At 34.1% G+C, this 18,665-nt stretch carries 15 protein-coding genes and 5 tRNA genes; all 20 read right to left on the reverse strand.

The genetic code is table 11. From position 1 onward, the window contains the following. Position 1: 1 nt before the first annotated feature. The gene (rpoC, locus tag AAFP94_RS05380; RefSeq protein ID WP_316661465.1) at positions 2–4,303 is read right to left on the reverse strand and encodes a DNA-directed RNA polymerase subunit beta'; all 4,302 of its coding nucleotides are present in this window, start codon (positions 4,301–4,303) and stop codon (positions 2–4) included. A 75-nt stretch (positions 4,304–4,378) separates the two neighbouring features. Continuing rightward, a complete protein-coding gene (gene rpoB / locus AAFP94_RS05385; protein WP_316661466.1) occupies positions 4,379–8,191 on the reverse strand; it encodes a DNA-directed RNA polymerase subunit beta in 3,813 nt (1,270 codons plus the stop codon). Positions 8,192–8,325: 134 nt separating this feature from the next. After that, complete coding sequence (gene rplL / locus AAFP94_RS05390) at positions 8,326–8,703, reverse strand: 50S ribosomal protein L7/L12 (protein ID WP_316661467.1); 378 nt, start codon at positions 8,701–8,703, stop codon at positions 8,326–8,328. 62 nt (positions 8,704–8,765) lie between these two features. Further along, positions 8,766–9,287 carry a 50S ribosomal protein L10 gene (gene rplJ / locus AAFP94_RS05395; RefSeq protein WP_316661468.1) on the reverse strand — a complete coding sequence of 174 codons (522 nt, stop codon included), beginning with the start codon at positions 9,285–9,287 and terminating at the stop codon, positions 8,766–8,768. A gap of 19 nt (positions 9,288–9,306) precedes the next feature. Next, positions 9,307–9,996 (reverse strand): 50S ribosomal protein L1, encoded by a 690-nt coding sequence (gene rplA / locus AAFP94_RS05400; protein WP_316661470.1) that lies wholly within the window; start codon positions 9,994–9,996, stop codon positions 9,307–9,309. A gap of 19 nt (positions 9,997–10,015) precedes the next feature. After that, on the reverse strand, positions 10,016–10,453 hold the full coding sequence (rplK, locus tag AAFP94_RS05405) for a 50S ribosomal protein L11 (RefSeq protein ID WP_316661471.1): 438 nt from the start codon (positions 10,451–10,453) through the stop codon (positions 10,016–10,018). A 74-nt stretch (positions 10,454–10,527) separates the two neighbouring features. Then, a complete protein-coding gene (gene nusG / locus AAFP94_RS05410; RefSeq protein ID WP_316661472.1) occupies positions 10,528–11,082 on the reverse strand; it encodes a transcription termination/antitermination protein NusG in 555 nt (184 codons plus the stop codon). Positions 11,083–11,093: 11 nt separating this feature from the next. Next, a complete protein-coding gene (gene secE / locus AAFP94_RS05415; protein WP_316661473.1) occupies positions 11,094–11,291 on the reverse strand; it encodes a preprotein translocase subunit SecE in 198 nt (65 codons plus the stop codon). Positions 11,292–11,362: 71 nt separating this feature from the next. Continuing rightward, positions 11,363–11,435 (reverse strand) — tRNA-Trp (locus AAFP94_RS05420). A 63-nt stretch (positions 11,436–11,498) separates the two neighbouring features. Next, positions 11,499–12,686: an elongation factor Tu gene (tuf, locus tag AAFP94_RS05425; protein WP_316661474.1), complete on the reverse strand. Its 1,188-nt coding sequence runs from the start codon at positions 12,684–12,686 to the stop codon at positions 11,499–11,501. A 64-nt stretch (positions 12,687–12,750) separates the two neighbouring features. Further along, a tRNA-Thr gene (locus tag AAFP94_RS05430) sits at positions 12,751–12,822 on the reverse strand. A gap of 83 nt (positions 12,823–12,905) precedes the next feature. Next, positions 12,906–12,978, reverse strand: a tRNA-Gly gene (locus AAFP94_RS05435). 26 nt (positions 12,979–13,004) lie between these two features. Next, positions 13,005–13,087 (reverse strand) — tRNA-Tyr (locus AAFP94_RS05440). A gap of 34 nt (positions 13,088–13,121) precedes the next feature. Continuing rightward, positions 13,122–13,195, reverse strand: a tRNA-Thr gene (locus tag AAFP94_RS05445). Positions 13,196–13,295: 100 nt separating this feature from the next. Next, positions 13,296–13,598, reverse strand: coding sequence for a ribosome hibernation-promoting factor, HPF/YfiA family (gene hpf, locus AAFP94_RS05450; protein WP_316661475.1), 303 nt, complete (start codon positions 13,596–13,598; stop codon positions 13,296–13,298). 36 nt (positions 13,599–13,634) lie between these two features. After that, a complete protein-coding gene (locus AAFP94_RS05455) occupies positions 13,635–14,525 on the reverse strand; it encodes a tyrosine-type recombinase/integrase (RefSeq protein ID WP_316661476.1) in 891 nt (296 codons plus the stop codon). Between the two features lie 110 nt (positions 14,526–14,635). Then, positions 14,636–14,833, reverse strand: a complete 198-nt coding sequence (gene rpsU / locus AAFP94_RS05460; RefSeq protein ID WP_316661478.1) for a 30S ribosomal protein S21 — start codon at positions 14,831–14,833, stop codon at positions 14,636–14,638. 82 nt (positions 14,834–14,915) lie between these two features. Further along, on the reverse strand, positions 14,916–16,085 hold the full coding sequence (locus AAFP94_RS05465) for an acyl-CoA dehydrogenase family protein (RefSeq protein WP_316661479.1): 1,170 nt from the start codon (positions 16,083–16,085) through the stop codon (positions 14,916–14,918). Positions 16,086–16,105: 20 nt separating this feature from the next. After that, on the reverse strand, positions 16,106–16,975 hold the full coding sequence (locus AAFP94_RS05470) for a ComEA family DNA-binding protein (RefSeq protein WP_316661480.1): 870 nt from the start codon (positions 16,973–16,975) through the stop codon (positions 16,106–16,108). 12 nt (positions 16,976–16,987) lie between these two features. Further along, positions 16,988–18,625, reverse strand: coding sequence for an alanine/glycine:cation symporter family protein (locus tag AAFP94_RS05475; RefSeq protein ID WP_316661482.1), 1,638 nt, complete (start codon positions 18,623–18,625; stop codon positions 16,988–16,990). Positions 18,626–18,665 lie beyond the last annotated feature (40 nt).

Consider the following 18,665-nt stretch of genomic DNA (forward strand, 5'->3'; position numbering starts at 1 on the left):
CTTAATTATAATTTACTTCTTGTTTTGCCTGCATCATTTCATCAAATTCCTCTTTTGAACCAACTATGATATTTTCATAAGCTCTCATACCGGTTCCTGCAGGAATTCTATGACCAACGATTACATTCTCTTTCAATCCTTCAAGAGTATCTACTTTAGCGCTTACTGCTGCCTCATTAAGGACTTTCGTTGTCTCTTGGAAAGATGCAGCAGAAATAAATGATTTTGTTTGAAGTGATGCTCTAGTAATACCCTGTAATACTGGTGTTGCCGTCGCTGGCTTTGCATCTCTAGCAACTACAATATTTTTATCTTCACGCCGTAAGACAGAGTTTTCATCTCTTAACTGTCTTGGTGTTATGATTTGCCCAGCTTTAAGATTTACAGAATCTCCAGAATCCTCAACTACTTTCATTCCAAATATTTCATCATTCTCCTCGATAAAATCTGATTTGTGAACCAATTGATCTTCTAAAAACAATGTATCACCCGAATCTATAATTCTAACTTTACGCATCATTTGTCTTACCACTACTTCAAAATGCTTATCATTGATTTTCACACCTTGTAGTCTATAAACTTCTTGTACTTCATTTACTAAATATTGCTGAACTGCTGAAGGTCCCTTGATATTTAAAATATCATTTGGAGTTACAGAGCCATCTGAAAGCGGCATACCTGCTTTTATGTAATCATTTTCTTGAACTAGAATTTGATTAGACAATTTAACTAGATATTTTTTAACATCACCCAATTTAGACTCAACTATAATCTCGCGGTTACCTCTTTTAATCTTACCAAAAGAAACTACACCATCTATAGCACTTACAACAGCCGGATTTGAAGGATTACGAGCTTCAAATAATTCTGTCACACGTGGTAAACCTCCAGTAATATCACCTGTTTTAGCTGATTTACGTGGAATTTTAACTAATACTTTACCTATTTTAATTTTTTCTCCATCATCAATCATAAGGTGTGCGCCTACTGGTAAGTTGTAAGAACGCATAGTATTTCCTTTACCATCTTCTATATGAAGCGTAGGAATTAACTTTTTATTTCTAGATTCTGAAATTACTTTTTCCTGGAATCCAGTCTGCTCATCAATTTCAACTTGATAAGTTATACCTTGTTCAATATTCTCATATTTTACTTTTCCAGCAAATTCAGAAATAATTACACCATTATATGGATCCCACTGACAAACAACATCACCTTTAGAAAGCTTATCTCCATTTTTAACAAAAATAGTTGAACCATAAGGTATATTATTTGTGCTTAAATTGATGCCAGTTTTTGGGTCTACTAATTTAATTTCAGATGTACGAGAAATGACAATGTCAGCAATGTTACCTTCACTATCTTCTCCTTTAACTGTTTTAAGATCCTCTATCTCTGCAATACCATCAAATTTTACTGCTAATTTATTTTCTTCAGAAATATTACCAGCAATACCACCGACGTGGAAAGTACGCAATGTTAATTGTGTTCCTGGTTCTCCAATGGATTGAGCGGCAACAACACCAACGGCTTCACCTCTTTGCACCATTTTACCAGTTGCTAAATTTAGACCATAACATCTAGCACATATTCCTTTTTTGGCTTCACATGTTAAAGCAGAACGAACATCAACCGATTCAATAGGTGAATTTTCTATTTCTTTAGCAACATTATCATCAATTAATTGACCTGATGCTGCTAATAATTCTTCAGTAATTGGATTGTAAACATCATCTAGAGAAACTCTACCTACTATGCGCTCTTCAAGAGTTTCTACTACTTCATCGTTTTTCTTCAATGCAGAAACCTCTACACCTCTTAAAGTACCACAGTCTTCACTATTTACAATAACATCTTGAGATACATCAACCAAACGGCGTGTTAAGTAACCTGCATCTGCTGTTTTAAGTGCTGTGTCGGCAAGACCTTTACGAGCACCATGCGTAGAAATAAAGTATTCTAAAATTGACAGCCCTTCTTTAAAGTTAGAAAGAATTGGATTCTCAATAATCTCTCCTCCTCCTGCTGTAGATTTTTTCGGTTTTGCCATCAAACCACGCATACCTGTTAACTGGCGAATTTGTTCTTTAGAACCTCGAGCTCCAGAATCAAGCATCATATACACAGAGTTAAATCCTTGTTGATCTTCACGAATACGTTTCATGGACAATTCTGTCAATTCAGCATTGGTAGAAGTCCAAATATCAATCACCTGATTATAACGCTCATTATTTGTAATTAGACCCATGTTATAATTCGCCATAATACCATCAACTTGCGTGTTGGCACGAGCAATCATATCATGCTTTTCAGGTGGAATAATTATATCTCCCAAACTAAATGATAGTCCTCCTTGGAAGGCAAATTTATAACCTAGTGTTTTTATTTCATCAAGGAAATCAGCAGTTTCAGGTACCGAAGTTACCTTAAGTACATCTCCAATAATATCTCTTAATGATTTTTTAGTAAGAACCTGATTAATATATCCAGCGGCTTGTGGCACTTTATCATTAAATAATACACGACCAACTGTTGTTTCCAAAATAGTTGGAGCCAACTTCCCGTCTTCATTGATATCTAAAGTTCTTACTTTAATTGTAGCATTTAAATCTACTCTTTTCTCATTATAGGCAATTACAACCTCTTCAGGAGAATAGAATGTAAGTCCTTCTCCTAAAACAGATACTTCAGGAGTTGAAAGCCTTTGTTTAGTCATATAATAAAGACCCAGTACCATATCTTGAGAAGGTACAGTAACTGGTGAACCATTTGCAGGATTCAAGATATTGTGAGAAGCCAACATTAATAATTGTGACTCTAATATAGCTTCAGGCCCTAATGGTAAATGTACAGCCATTTGGTCACCATCAAAATCGGCGTTAAATGCAGTACACACTAATGGATGTAACTGAATAGCTTTTCCTTCAATCAATTTAGGTTGAAAAGCTTGAATACCCAAACGGTGAAGTGTAGGAGCACGATTAAGTAATACCGGATGTCCTTTTAGAACGTTTTCTAAAATATCCCAAACTACTGGCTCTCTTTTATCTATAATCTTTTTTGCAGATTTTACAGTTTTTACAATACCTCTTTCGATTAATTTTCGAATCACAAAAGGCTTGTAAAGTTCGGCTGCCATATTTTTAGGCAAACCACACTCATATAACTTCAATTCTGGACCAACAACGATTACCGAACGTGCAGAATAATCGACACGTTTACCTAACAAATTTTGACGGAAACGCCCTTGTTTTCCTTTCAATGAATCTGACAATGACTTAAGTGGTCTGTTTGAATCAGTTTTAACAGCTGATGCTTTACGTGTATTATCAAACAACGAATCTACAGATTCTTGAAGCATACGTTTTTCATTACGCAAAATCACCTCTGGAGCTTTGATTTCAACCAACCTTTTAAGACGATTGTTGCGAATAATAACACGGCGATATAAATCATTTAAATCTGAAGTTGCGAAACGTCCTCCATCTAATGGGACTAATGGACGTAATTCTGGTGGAATAACCGGAATTACTTTCATAATCATCCACTCTGCGCGATTTTCTCTATTGTTATTAGATTCTCTTAAAGCCTCAACTACTTGTAAACGTTTTAAAGCTTCTGTTTTACGTTGTTTAGATGTTTCAGTATTTGCTTTGTGGCGTAACTCATATGATAATGATTCAAGATCTATTCTAGAAAGTAATTCAATTAAACATTCAGCACCCATTTTAGCCAAAAACTTATTAGGATCTGTATCTTCAAGATATTGATTTTCTTGAGGAAGTGATTCTAAAATATTCAAGTATTCTTCTTCAGTTAAGAAATCCATTACTTGTAAAGGGTCTCCCTCAGCGTTTTTAGCAGTACCTGGTTGAATTACTACATAGCGTTCGTAGTAAATAATCATATCCAGCTTTTTGGATGGTAATCCTAATAAATAACCTATCTTATTTGGTAAAGAACGGAAATACCATATGTGCGCAATAGGAACAACCAGATTAATATGTCCTACTCTATCACGACGTACTTTCTTTTCTGTAACTTCAACACCACAACGATCGCAAACTATTCCTTTATAACGGATACGTTTGTATTTTCCACAGGCACATTCGTAGTCTTTTACGGGACCAAAAATACGCTCACAAAATAGCCCATCTCTTTCCGGTTTGTGTGTACGATAGTTAATCGTTTCAGGTTTTAAAACCTCACCACGAGATTCAGCTAATATTGATTCTGGAGATGCTAATCCAATTGAGATCTTATTAAATCTCTGTACTTGATGCTTATCTTGTTTTCTAGCCATAATATATGGTAATATAGAATTATTTTGTAAACTTTTTAATCATCATTTTAAATGCAAATGATGTGAAATATTATCTTATTCCTCTAATCTGATATCTAGTCCTAATCCTTTCAATTCATGCATTAATACATTAAAAGATTCTGGAAGGCCTGGTTCTGGCATTGGTTCTCCTTTGACAATACTTTCGTAAGTTTTGGCTCTACCAATAACATCATCAGATTTAACTGTAAGGATTTCTCTTAAAGTGCTTGATGCTCCATAAGCTTCAAGTGCCCAAACTTCCATTTCTCCAAAACGCTGACCACCAAATTGTGCTTTACCTCCTAGAGGCTGTTGCGTGATTAATGAGTACGGTCCAATTGAACGAGCATGCATTTTATCGTCAACCATGTGTCCTAGTTTCAACATATAAATAACACCTACGGTTGCTGGTTGGTCAAAACGATCTCCTGTACCACCATCATACAAATATGTATGTCCGAATTGTGGAACACCTGCTTCGTCTGTCAATTCATTTATCTGATCTATTGTTGCACCATCAAAAATTGGTGTTGCAAAAGTTCTACCAAGCTTTTGTCCAGCCCAACCTAAAACGGTTTCATAAATTTGACCAATATTCATACGAGATGGTACACCAAGTGGATTTAATACTATATCAACTGGAGTTCCATCTTCTAGGAATGGCATATCTTCTTCTCTTACTATACGTGCAACAATACCTTTGTTACCATGACGCCCAGCCATTTTATCACCTACTTTAAGTTTACGTTTTTTAGCTATATAAACTTTAGCAAGTTTGATAATTCCTGCTGGTAACTCATCACCTACTGAAATAGTAAACTTCTCACGTCTTAATGAACCCTGGAGGTCATTTTCTTTAATCTTATAATTATGGATTAAATCTGCAACGAGTTTGTTAGTATGCTTATCTGTTGTCCAAGTTCCTGACGTTAAATGTGTATAATCATCAACAGCATTTAACATTTTAAGAGTGAATTTCTTACCTTTTGGTAAAACTTCCTCACCTAAGTCATTGAAAATACCCTGCGATGTTTTACCTCCAACAATAGCAAATAATTTCTCTACTAAAATTGCTTTTAAATCATCAAATTTAGTATAGTAAATTGCCTCAAGCTGTGCAGTATCTTCCTTGTCTTTTGCTCTCTTACGTTTATCTTTTATTGCACGAGAGAATAACTTTTTATCTATTACTACCCCATTTAATGAAGGTGAAGCTTTTAATGATGCATCTTTTACATCTCCAGCTTTATCACCAAATATTGCACGTAAAAGTTTCTCTTCTGGTGTTGGATCACTTTCACCTTTAGGTGTAATTTTTCCAATTAAAATATCGCCTGGTTTTACTTCTGCACCAATGCGAATCATTCCATGCTCATCCAAATCTTTAGTAGCTTCTTCAGAAACATTAGGAATATCATTAGTTAATTCTTCATTTCCTAATTTAGTGTCACGAACTTCTAATGAATACTCATCTATATGGATTGAAGTAAAAATATCTTCACGTACAACTTTTTCGGAGATTACAATCGCATCCTCAAAATTATATCCTTTCCAAGGCATAAATGCCACTTTCATATTTCTACCAAGAGCAAGTTCTCCATTTTGAGTAGCATAACCTTCACATAAAACTTGTCCTTTAACTACTTTGTCACCTTTTTTAACAATTGGCTTTAGATTAATACAAGTTCCTTGGTTAGTTTTTCTGAATTTTACTAATGGATATTTTTTAGTATCGCTATCAAAACTCACCATTGCTTCGTCTTCAGTACGATGGTATTTAATAACAATTTCATTGGCATCTACATACTGCACAACACCTCCACCTTCTGCATTAATCAATACCCGAGAATCTGACGCTACTTGTCTTTCTAATCCGGTTCCTACAATTGGTGATTGTGGTAATAATAATGGTACTGCTTGACGCATCATGTTAGAACCCATCAATGCTCGGTTAGCATCATCATGCTCCAAGAATGGTATTAAAGAGGCTGAAATTGATGAAATCTGGTTTGGTGCAACATCTGTATAGTTAACAGAAGTTGGTTCAACAACTGGGAAGTCACCTTCTTGTCTTGCAATAACTTTTTCATGCAATATTTTACCTTTGTCATCAACTTTTACAGTTGCTTGCGCTATAAGTTGTTCTTCTTCCTCTTCAGCACTCAAATAAATTGGATCACCTTTGATATCTACAACTCCATCGGTTACTTTTCTATATGGGGTCTCAATGAATCCCATTGAATTCACTTTCGCAAATACTGAAAGTGATGAAATCAATCCAATATTTGGACCTTCAGGAGTTTCAATTGGGCACAAACGACCATAATGCGTAAAGTGAACATCACGAACTTCGAAACCTGCTCTTTCTCTAGATAAACCACCTGGTCCTAAAGCTGATAAACGACGTTTGTGAGTAATCTCTGCTAATGGATTGGTTTGATCCATGAATTGAGATAACTGGTTTGTTCCAAAGAATGAATTAATTACAGACGAAAGTGTCTTCGCATTAATCAAATCTATTGGCGTAAAAACCTCATTATCACGTACATTCATACGCTCACGAATTGTACGAGCCATACGAGCAAGACCAACACCAAATTGAGAAGACAATTGCTCACCTACAGTACGTACACGACGGTTAGATAAGTGATCAATATCATCAATCTCTGCTTTAGAGTTAATTAACTCTATTAAATATTTTATTATGGTAATGATATCTTCTTTGGTAAGCACTTGTTTGTCCATACCAATATCAAGACCTAATTTTTTGTTCATTCTGTAACGACCTACTTCTCCTAAAGAGTAACGTTGGTCACTAAAGAATAATTTGTCAATGATGCCACGTGCTGTTTCCTCATCTGGTGGTTCAGCATTACGTAATTGACGGTAAATATGCTCAACAGCTTCTTTTTCAGAGTTTGTTGGATCCTTTTGAAGCGTATTATGAATAATTGCATAATCTCCTTGTTGTGCATTTTCTTTGTGCAACAAAATTGTTTTAGCATCTGCATCAAGAATTTCAACAATATTGTCTTTATCAAGAACTGTATCACGATCCAAAACAATTTCGTTTCGTTCAATTGATACAACTTCACCTGTGTCTTCGTCAACAAAATCTTCATGCCATGTGTTCAGAACACGAGCAGCTAACTTTCTTCCTAGATATTTTTTAAGTCCAGTTTTAGATACTTTAATTTCTTCCGCTAAATCAAATATTTCAAGAATATCTTTATCACGTTCAAAACCTATAGCTCTAAATAATGTTGTAACCGGTAATTTTTTCTTACGATCAATATATGCATACATCACATTGTTAATGTCTGTAGCAAATTCGATCCAAGATCCTTTAAAAGGAATTACTCTTGCAGAATATAATTTTGTGCCATTAGCATGAAATGACTGACCAAAGAAAACTCCAGGAGAACGATGTAATTGAGAAACTACCACACGCTCTGCTCCATTGATTACAAAGGTACCACTAGGCGTCATGTATGGGATTGTTCCTAAATACACGTCCTGAACAATCGTTTCAAAATCTTCGTGTTCTGGATCTGTACAGTATAACTTTAATCTTGCTTTAAGAGGTACACTATATGTAAGTCCTCTTTCAATACACTCTTCTATAGTGTATCTAGGAGGATCAATAAAGTAATCTAAAAACTCTAAAACAAATTGATTACGTGAATCTGTTATTGGATAGTTCTCCATGAAGGTGTTATATAAACCTTCATTACTTCTTTCTTCTGATTTTGTTTCTAATTGGAAAAAATCCTGAAAGGATTTTATCTGAATATCCAAGAAATCTGGATAGTCTGTTCTATTTACAATAGACGAGAAATTTAATCTTTCAGCTTGTGTTACTAACATCAATGGACGAAATTATGATTAAAAAATATGTTGAAAGCGTATCTTACTTATATATACGCAAAATGGTCTAGGTCTTTATCTCGTTTTAAAAACGGGACAGACCTAAACCTATATGATCTTTGCTTGAGATAAGCTTATTTAAGCTCAACCTCTGCTCCTGCTTCTTCTAAAGAAGATTTAAACCCTTCAGCCTCATCTTTAGAAACACCTTCTTTAATTGGGCTTGGTGCGTTATCAACTAATTCTTTAGCTTCTTTTAAGCCTAAACCAGTTAATTCTTTTACTAATTTAACTACAGCTAATTTAGAACCACCAGCTGCTTTTAATATAACATCAAATTCAGTTTGCTCTTCACCAGCTTCATCTCCTCCAGCAGCAGGGCCAGCAGCAACAGCAACAGCTGCAGCAGCAGGCTCTATACCGTACTCCTCTTTTAATATAGTAGCTAACTCATTAACTTCTTTTACTGATAAGTTAACTAATTGTTCTGCGAAATCTTTTAAATCTGCCATTTTTCTATCGTTTTAATAATTTTTTAATTTAATATAATTGTAAAAAGTGCGTACTTATTAATTTATCCCTCTTTTTGAGATAATGTTTTTAAGATACCTGAAAGTTTTCCACCACTTGATTGAAGTGCTGAAATAACATTTTTAGCAGGAGATTGTAATAAACCTATAATCTCACCTATCAATTCTTCTTTAGATTTGATATCTACTAACATATCTAACTGCTCATCACCAATGTAAATTGCTTCTTCAATAAACGCTCCTTTTAATAAAGGCTTGTTTGATTTTTTTCTGAAGGCTTTAATTACTTTGGCTGGAGCATTTCCAGTTTCAGAATACATTACTGAAGTGTTTCCTTTTAAAACAGTTGGAAGATCTCCAAAATCTCTTTCAGATGCTTCCATAGCTTTTTCCAATAATGTATTTTTAACCACTGCTAACTTTACGTTCGCTTTAAAACAAGCTCTACGTAAATTTGAAGTGTTACCTGCATCTAATCCCGAAATATCTGCTAAATAGATATTAGTATTATCAGCTAATTGTGCAGTTAACTCTTCAATTACATTTGATTTTTCTCCTCTTGTCATAATAAAAGTTTTTAACTACTTAACCAATTTTAGGATTAACTGCAACACTAGGACTCATTGTGCTAGACATATGTATACTTTTCACATAAGTTCCTTTAGCAGTTGTTGGTTTCAATTTAATTAATGTTTGAATTAATTCATTTGCATTACCTGCAATTTTATCAGCACTAAATGATGCTTTTCCTATAGCAGCATGAACGATTCCGGTTTTATCAACTTTAAAGTCAATTTTACCAGCTTTTACTTCAGAAACTGCTTTAGCAACGTCCATAGTTACTGTGCCTGTTTTTGGGTTTGGCATTAAACCACGAGGACCTAATACCCGTCCTAAAGGACCTAATTTACCCATAACACTTGGCATAGTGACAATAACATCTACATCTGTCCAACCTCCTTTAATTTTGTCAAGGTATTCATCCAACCCAACATAATCAGCGCCTGCTTCTTTCGCCTCTTCTTCTTTATCTGGAGTAACTAATGCTAAAACTTTCATGTCTTTACCTGTACCATGAGGAAGTGAAACCACTCCTCTAACCATCTGATTTGCTTTTCTTGGGTCAACTCCCAATCTTACAGCTATATCTACAGATGAATCAAATTTTGTATTGGTAATTTCTTTTATTAATGCTGATGCTTCTTCAAGAGAGTATAATTTATCTTTCTCAATTTTAGCTACAGCTTCTTTTTTCTTTTTTGTTAATCTTGCCATTTTAAATGTCTTTAATAGATTAAGATGGGAATTTCCCTATTACGGTTATACCCATTGATCTTGCAGTACCGGCAACCATTTTCATAGCAGAGTCAATAGTAAAAGCATTTAAATCTACCATTTTATCTTCTGCAATAGTCTTAATTTGGTCCCAAGACACTTTAGCTACTTTTTTTCGATTTGGTTCTCCTGAACCTTTTTTCACCTTGGCCGCTTCTAATAATTGTACAGCTGCTGGCGGAGTCTTGATTACAAAGTCAAACGATTTGTCTTTGTAAACAGAAATTACAACAGGTAATACTTTACCTGGCTTATCTTGGGTTCTTGCGTTAAATTGTTTGCAAAACTCCATGATATTAACTCCAGCAGCACCTAAAGCGGGTCCAACCGGTGGCGATGGATTCGCTGCACCTCCCCGAACTTGTAACTTAACTACTTTACCTAATTCTTTTGCCATTTTTAATAATTTAGTTTAATGCATATCTTATAAATTGGAAGCATAAGAATACATCTATCTTTGTGTAACAATTATTATACTTTTTCTACTTGCATATAACTCAATTCTAACGGTGTTTTTCTTCCGAAAATCTTAACCATTACTTCAAGTTTGCGTTTCTCTTCATTTATTTTTTCAATAGTACCGTCAAAACCATTAAAAGGTCCATCTATTACTTTGACTGTTTCTCCTTTAGTAAATGGAATAGCCACATTTAAATCTCCTTCTATAGACAACTCATCAACTTTACCTAACATTCTATTAACTTCCGATTGACGTAATGGTACAGGATCTCCTCCTTTTGTTTCTCCTAAAAACCCAATCACATTGGTAACAGATTTAATGATGTGGGGAATTTCTCCAGTTAAGTTTGCCTGAATCATTATATAACCAGGAAAATAAACCTTTTCCTTATTGATCTTTTTTCCGTTACGAATTTGAACAACCTTTTCAGTAGGCACCAATACCTGATCAACATAATCTTGATATCCCAATCGGGCAATTTCGTTTTCAATATAAGTTTTGATCTTATTTTCTTGACCACTTACTGCTCTAACTACATACCATTTTTTTTCACCTACTTCTGCCATAAAATCTTTCTTTAAGCTTTAATCCATTTAAAATAAAGTTCTACAACATGACTAAATACTGTATCAACACCCCAAATAGCAAGCGAAAAAATTATTGAAAATACTGCTACAAGAACTGTTAAACTCTGTGCTTCTGACCAAGTAGGCCATGAAACATGATTTTTAAGCTCTTCAAACGATTCTTTAATATAATTTACTATTCCAGCCATTTGTTATTTGTCTTAATTTTTAAACAGGTTGAAGCCTAATTATAAAGTTCTTCTCACCTCGTTCTGTTTTGCACGGGTTGAGAGGCTCGAACTCCCGACACCTGGTTTTGGAGACCAGTGCTCTACCAACTGAGCTAAACCCGTAAATATAAGTCAAGGTATTCCGATAAACAGAATACCTTTAACTTAATATTTGTTAAACTTTGTTTAGTCTAAAATTTCAGTTACCTGACCAGCTCCAACTGTTCTACCTCCTTCACGGATAGCAAAACGAAGACCAACATTCATTGCAATTGGTTGAATTAATTCAACTGTAATTGTCAAGTTGTCACCTGGCATAACCATTTCTACTCCTGATGGTAAAGCAATATTTCCCGTTACATCCGTTGTACGAACATAGAATTGTGGACGATAATTGTTATGAAAAGGAGTGTGACGACCACCTTCTTCTTTTTTAAGGATATAGACCTCTGCTTTAAATTTAGCATGAGGTGTAACAGAACCTGTTTTACAGATTACCATCCCTCTAGAAATTTGAGTCTTTTCAATACCTCTTAATAAAATACCTACGTTATCACCAGCTTCACCTCTATCTAATATTTTACGGAACATTTCAACTCCAGTAATAGTAGATGTTAATTTTTCAGCTCCCATTCCAATGATATCAACACTATCACCAGTATTAGCGATACCTGTTTCGATACGACCAGTTGCAACGGTACCACGACCAGTAATAGAGAATACATCTTCAATTGGCATTAAGAAAGGCTTATCTACATCTCTTTCTGGTAATTCAATCCAGCTGTCAACAGCTTCCATCAATTCCATTACAGTATCAACCCATTTTTGCTCGCCGTTAAGTGCGCCTAAAGCAGAACCAGAAATTACAGGGCCATTATCACCGTCGTACTCATAGAAGTTTAATAAATCTCTAACTTCCATATCAACTAATTCTAAAAGCTCTTCGTCATCCACCATATCAACTTTGTTTAAGAAAACAACGATACGAGGAATACCAACTTGACGACCTAATAAGATGTGCTCACGAGTTTGTGGCATTGGACCATCAGTAGCAGCTACTACAAGAATAGCTCCATCCATTTGAGCAGCACCAGTTACCATGTTCTTAACGTAATCCGCGTGACCTGGACAGTCAACGTGAGCATAGTGACGATTTGCTGTTGAATATTCTACGTGTGATGTATTAATTGTAATACCTCTTTCTTTTTCTTCTGGAGCATTGTCGATAGAATCGAAACTTCTTACTTCAGACAATCCTGCATTAGCCAATACTGTAGTAATAGCAGCAGTTAAAGTTGTTTTACCGTGATCTACGTGTCCAATTGTACCTATATTTAAATGTGGTTTGGAACGATCAAAAGTTGCCTTTGCCATGTTTTAATAATTTAATCTTTAGTTTATATAATATTAGTGTGTGTTATAATCTTTAATTTAATAGAGCCAATGACGGGATTTGAACCCGTGACCTCTTCCTTACCAAGGAAACGCTCTACCCCTGAGCTACACCGGCTTTAGGTTTCAGGTTCAAAAGTTAAAGTTTAGAGTTACAATTTTAACTTAACAACTATTGTCTAATAACCATTAACTCATTAGAGCGGGAGACCGGGTTCGAACCGGCGACATTCAGCTTGGAAGGCTGACGCTCTACCAACTGAGCTACTCCCGCAATTATTTATTTATATTTTAATTATGTGGGGAGAGCAGGATTCGAACCTGCGAAGGTGAAAACCAACAGATTTACAGTCTGTCCTCGTTGGCCGCTTGAGTATCTCCCCTTAATTAAAACGTTTCATTCTGTTTAAGAACTTGAGCCGATAGAGGGACTCGAACCCACGACCTGCTGATTACAAATCAGCTGCTCTAGCCAGCTGAGCTATATCGGCTTTTATTAACTTTTTTTCATACAAAAAAGCCCGTTATTTCTAACGGACTGCAAATGTATCGATTTATTTTTTTATTCAAAACATTTTTTGAAATATTTTATCATAAATATGTTCTTAATTTTTCTTTACGTTTTTTTAATTGTCTTTCTAGTGACGCAACTGCAATATCTGTCCCTTCTTCGAAGGTTTTGCATTGCTTTTTCACTACTAAACTATCGCCTGGCACACTAAGTCTTGCTTCGAAAATTTTATTTTGTTTTTCGCTAGTATTTTCAACTTTTAAATAAACATCTGTTTTAATTACTTTGTCATAAAACTGTTCTAATTTGTCCATACGTTTTTGAATAAAATCTATTAATTTTCGATCTGCATTAAAATTAACTGATTGTGTGTGTACTTTCATTTTTTTGTATTTAGGGTTAGACAAAAGGTTTTGCTATTACTTTTTACTTCTAGGATGTGCATTTAAATACACTTTTTTTAATTCTGCTATACTGTTGTGCGTATAAACTTGCGTAGCTGCTAGGCTAGAATGTCCTAAAAGTTCTTTCACAGCATTTAAATCTGCACCTTGGTTTAATAAGTGAGTTGCAAAAGAATGCCTTAATATATGAGGGCTCTTTTTCACTTTGGAAGATGCTAAACTAAAATAATCATTTATTATTCTGTAAACAAGTGTTTCGTAAATTTTCACACCCTTTTTTGTTAAAAATAAATAATCATTGTCAACAATAATATTCAATCTGTTTCGATATTCTATATATTTATGGATAGTATCTATAACTGAACTTAACAACGGGACAAATCTCTCTTTATTTCTCTTACCTAATACTTTTAACGTTTTATTATTAAAATCTAAATTTTGAAGTTTTAATTGAACCAGTTCTATACGACGAATTCCAGTAGAATAAAACAATTCTATAATTAATTTATTACGCAGTCCTTCAAATGTATCTTCATGATGAATTTGGTCTAAAACACTCGTTATCTCAATTTCTGAAAATGGAATCTGAACCTTTTTATTGGTTTTTAATGCTCTGTGCTTTGCTAAAGGGTTTGAATTTAAATCACCTACTTTTAGAAGAAACTTGAAATAGGAGTTTAATGCAGATACTTTTCTATTTACACTTCTGTTAGAAATTCCTTTCTCAACCAAACTAACTATCCAACTTCTAATTTGAGGATAATGAGCGTCTTTAATTTCATTTGTATCAAATTCTATTTTTAAAAATTGCAGGAAATCTCCTAGATCCTTTTGATAAGCTTTTACAGTGAGCTCGGAATATTTTTTTTCTAACAAAAGATAATTTATAAATGATTTGAAAGGCATTTCTAAATTTATAAGTATAAAGCTAAAAATACGAAGATTTATTGGTATTTAAATCTAGGGCAAAAAAAATTCCTGAACATTCAGGAATTTTAATTTTATCTGTTTAAAGATTACATATTTTCTTCTGCGTCTCTCAAACGCTGAATATACTGCGCTTTTTGAATTTGAGCTCTACGTTCTACAGAGGGTTTTGTAAACTGTTTGCGCACTTGCAACTGACGTTTCGTACCAGTCTTATCAAACTTACGCTTAAAACGTTTTAACGCTCTATCTATATTTTCTCCTTCTTTTATTGGTATAATTAACATAGTATCTTAACCTCCTCTCTTTTAGAATTTCGGTTGGCAAAGATAATTACTAATTCTTAAATTACAATTAAAAATTAAAAAATTATTTTGTAGCTGGTTTGTATTCTTTTTTATCAATAACTATTTTAGAAATAATCTCGCGAAGTATTTCTGATGTACCTCCTCCAATTGGTCCTAAACGGCTGTCACGAAATAAACGAGCCATTGGATACTCTTCCATATAACCATAACCACCTAAAAATTGTAGGCATTCGTAAACAACCTCGTCTGCCATTTTTGTAGATTGAAGTTTGGCTATGGTAGCTTCTTTTACAACATATTCTTCTTTATTTAATCTATATGCGACAGAATAGTTGTATTCTTTACAAATTTCCATCTGACTATACAAATCTGAAAACTTGTGTCTCAATGCTTGATATTGAGTTAAGCTTTTACCAAAAGTTTTTCTGTCGTTCATATATTGCAGTGCATATTCTAATGCATATTCTGCCCGTGCATGAGCATTAATGGCCATTACTAATCGCTCTAACGCAAAATGCTGCATGATATAAGAAAAGCCTTTTCCTTCTTCTCCCATTAAGTTAGCTACAGGAACATTAACATTATCAAATGCTATTTCGGCCGTATCTGAAGCTCGCCAACCTAACTTATCTAATTTAGTAACAGAAATTCCAGGGGTGTTGCTATCAACTACAAACATACTAATACCCTTATTTCCTAACTCTGGATTTGTTTTGGCAGCAACTACCATATAATCAGAATAATAACCATTAGTAATAAATGTTTTAGAACCATTTAGAACATAATTGTTTCCACTTTTCACAGCAGTTGTTCTCATACCAGCCACATCACTACCACCAAAAGGTTCGGTCACACAAAGACATCCAATTTTTTCTCCAGAAATACTAGAGGATAAATATTTTTCCTTTATATCGTGGTTTCCCTCTTTATTAAGGTGCGTCATTGCTAAATAACAATGTGCCCAAATAGCAGCAGCAAAACCTCCAGAGTTTATTTTTTGAAGTTCCTCTAATAAAATTACTGTATAAAAAAGATCTAAATCCAAGCCTCCATAGGCATCAGGATATGCTAGACCAAAATAACCCATTTTTCCAAACTTCTTCCAAATGAAACGTTCTATACTTCCATTTTTCTCCCATTTTTCAATATGTGGCACCACTTCTTTCTGTAAAAAATCCTGAAGGCTTTTTCTAAAAAGTTGATGTTCTTCGCTGAAGTACATACTATTCATACATGCAATTTTTAAAATATTTAATCGAGGGTCAAATATAATTTAATTATCTCAATTTTATTTACAGGAAAGTCTTTTACTTTTAATAATTCATCCAGGGATTTATATCCTTCGCGCAAAGTTTTTTGCTCAATAATATTGTGCGCCAGTTGGTAGTCTATATGTTGGATGGTCACTAATTGTTCCGATGACGCGGTATTCAAATTTATTTTTTCAATCTGTCTTGGGGTTTTTACAGTAAACTGTTCTCCTATTCTTTCAATAACTTCAGGCGATAAACCATATACATCTTGTAGCTGAACATCTGCTATAAAGCCACCAACAAATTTACTCCTAAAATTTACTATTCGTTCAGAGAGTGCTTTACCAATACCATTTACTCTTTGAAGCTGACTTGCAGTAGCAGTATTTAAGTCTAGTTTCTCTTCAAAAGATCTTGGAGTATTATAGTTTTTAAAAGCACTAGTATTTTGAGATTTTGGGTTTGTAACCCAATCTGGAAATTTGAAATAAGGTGAAATTGCATTAAGTAAAGAATCTGAAACTTGAGTAACTTCTTGAAATTGCTTTACAGAATTAATCCACAAATTTTGTTCTCTATATTTTAACAATCTGTCTATCTCTTCATTACTCATTCCTAATGTATATCCCTTATAATCTGTAATAAAATTTGGATTGAAAGGATATATTACAGGCTTTCTATTTTCAATTTCAACTAGACGTAATGAATCTATTTCTTTTTGAAATAATTCAAATTCAGCCTCATTATATTTAATTTCTTCTGAAGAAAAGTCTATAAAAAAATAGATGCATTGAAAAACTATGATAAGAAATAACAATAAAAAAATCCCATTTCGTTGTCTTTTTGAAAACGTGAAATAGGATTTCATATTTAATTTAAATTAGTTTATCATTTTTTCTCTAATAGCACTGACATAATTTGCCATTTCCTCTCTAACTTTAGGGAATAGGAAAAATAACCCAATCATATTAGGGAAAACTAAAGCTAAAATCATTGCGTCAGAAAATTTGATTACAGCATCTAACGTTGCTGCAGCTCCTATTACTATAAAGATTAAGAATAAAACTTTATAAACAGTATCTGCCGTTTTACCTTTACCAAATAAATATTTCCATGATTGCAGACCATAATATGACCAAGATATCATCGTAGAAAAAGCAAATAAAACAATTGCAATAGTTAAGATATAGGAGAATCCTGGAATTACTGAGTCAAAGGCCATAGAGGTTAAATCTACTCCTCCAATTGAACTTCCATCAGCATTTAGTAAAACACTACTTGCCGAATCTCCAGCTGCTCCGTATTGAAAAACACTTTGCATATTACCACCATCAATATTAAAAAAGATGATTACTAAAGCTGTCATCGTACAAATAACAACCGTATCAATAAATGGTTCTAAAAGTGCTACTACACCTTCAGATGCAGGGTAATTTGTTTTTACTGCCGAATGTGCTATGGCTGCAGATCCTGCTCCAGCCTCATTAGAAAATGCTGCACGTTGAAATCCAACAATAAGCACACCTACCAAGCCACCAAGTCCAGCCATTGGAGTAAATGCACCATTAAAAATTAAGCCAAAAGCAGTTCCTATATCACTGAAATTCGCAATAATTATAACTATTGCAGCTAGCACATAAATCCCTGCCATAAATGGGACAATTTTTTCGGTAATACTTGCAATTCTTTTAATTCCTCCTATGATTACAATACCAACCAATACTGCTAAAATAATTCCGATAACAAAACCCATAGAGCCACCTTCAAGTCCTAGCATAGAAGAAATTTGAACTGTTGCTTGATTTGATTGAAAAGCATTACCTCCTCCAAAAGACGCTCCAATACAAAGAATAGCAAATAAAGCCGCCAACACTTTTCCAATTCCCGCAAAACCTCTTTCTTTTAATCCTTTAGACAAATAATACATTGGCCCTCCATATACAGTACCATCTTCACCAACATCTCTATACTTTACACCTAAAGTACATTCTACAAATTTTGTTGACATTCCAATTAATCCACAAACAATCATCCAGAATGTAGCACCTGGACCACCAAGTGCAATAGCAACTGCAACACCTGCAATATTTCCTAAACCTACTGTTCCTGAAACTGCTGTTGCTAAAGCTTGAAAGTGCGATACTTCTCCTTCTTTACTTTCGTCTCTAATGGTGTCTGGAATATCACCATCTATTGCCATTTCAGGATCTCCTGCTGCATGACCTCCTTCAATCTCATCATATTTTCCTCTAACAGTATTTATTGCTAATGCAAACTTTGTGAAACTCGGGAATTTAAAATATACTGTAAAGAACGTAGCTCCTAATACTAAAAGAATTACTACAAAAGGAATATTATAAGAACCTAATGGTACGGTTGTTAAAACAAGATGTTCCCAACCATCTGCTATCGGCATAAACCAATCGTTAATACGCTCATCTAGGCCTTTTTCAGCTTCTTGCGCAAATGTGATTAATGGTAAAAAAAGTGTGAAAATTGAAAGAAGATATTTCTTCATAATAGTGAAAATATTAGTTAGTATTTTTAAAGAAAATTAA

The sequence above is a fragment of the Gilvirhabdus luticola genome, from assembly GCF_040117515.1.
Lineage (GTDB): Bacteria > Bacteroidota > Bacteroidia > Flavobacteriales > Flavobacteriaceae > Gilvirhabdus > Gilvirhabdus luticola.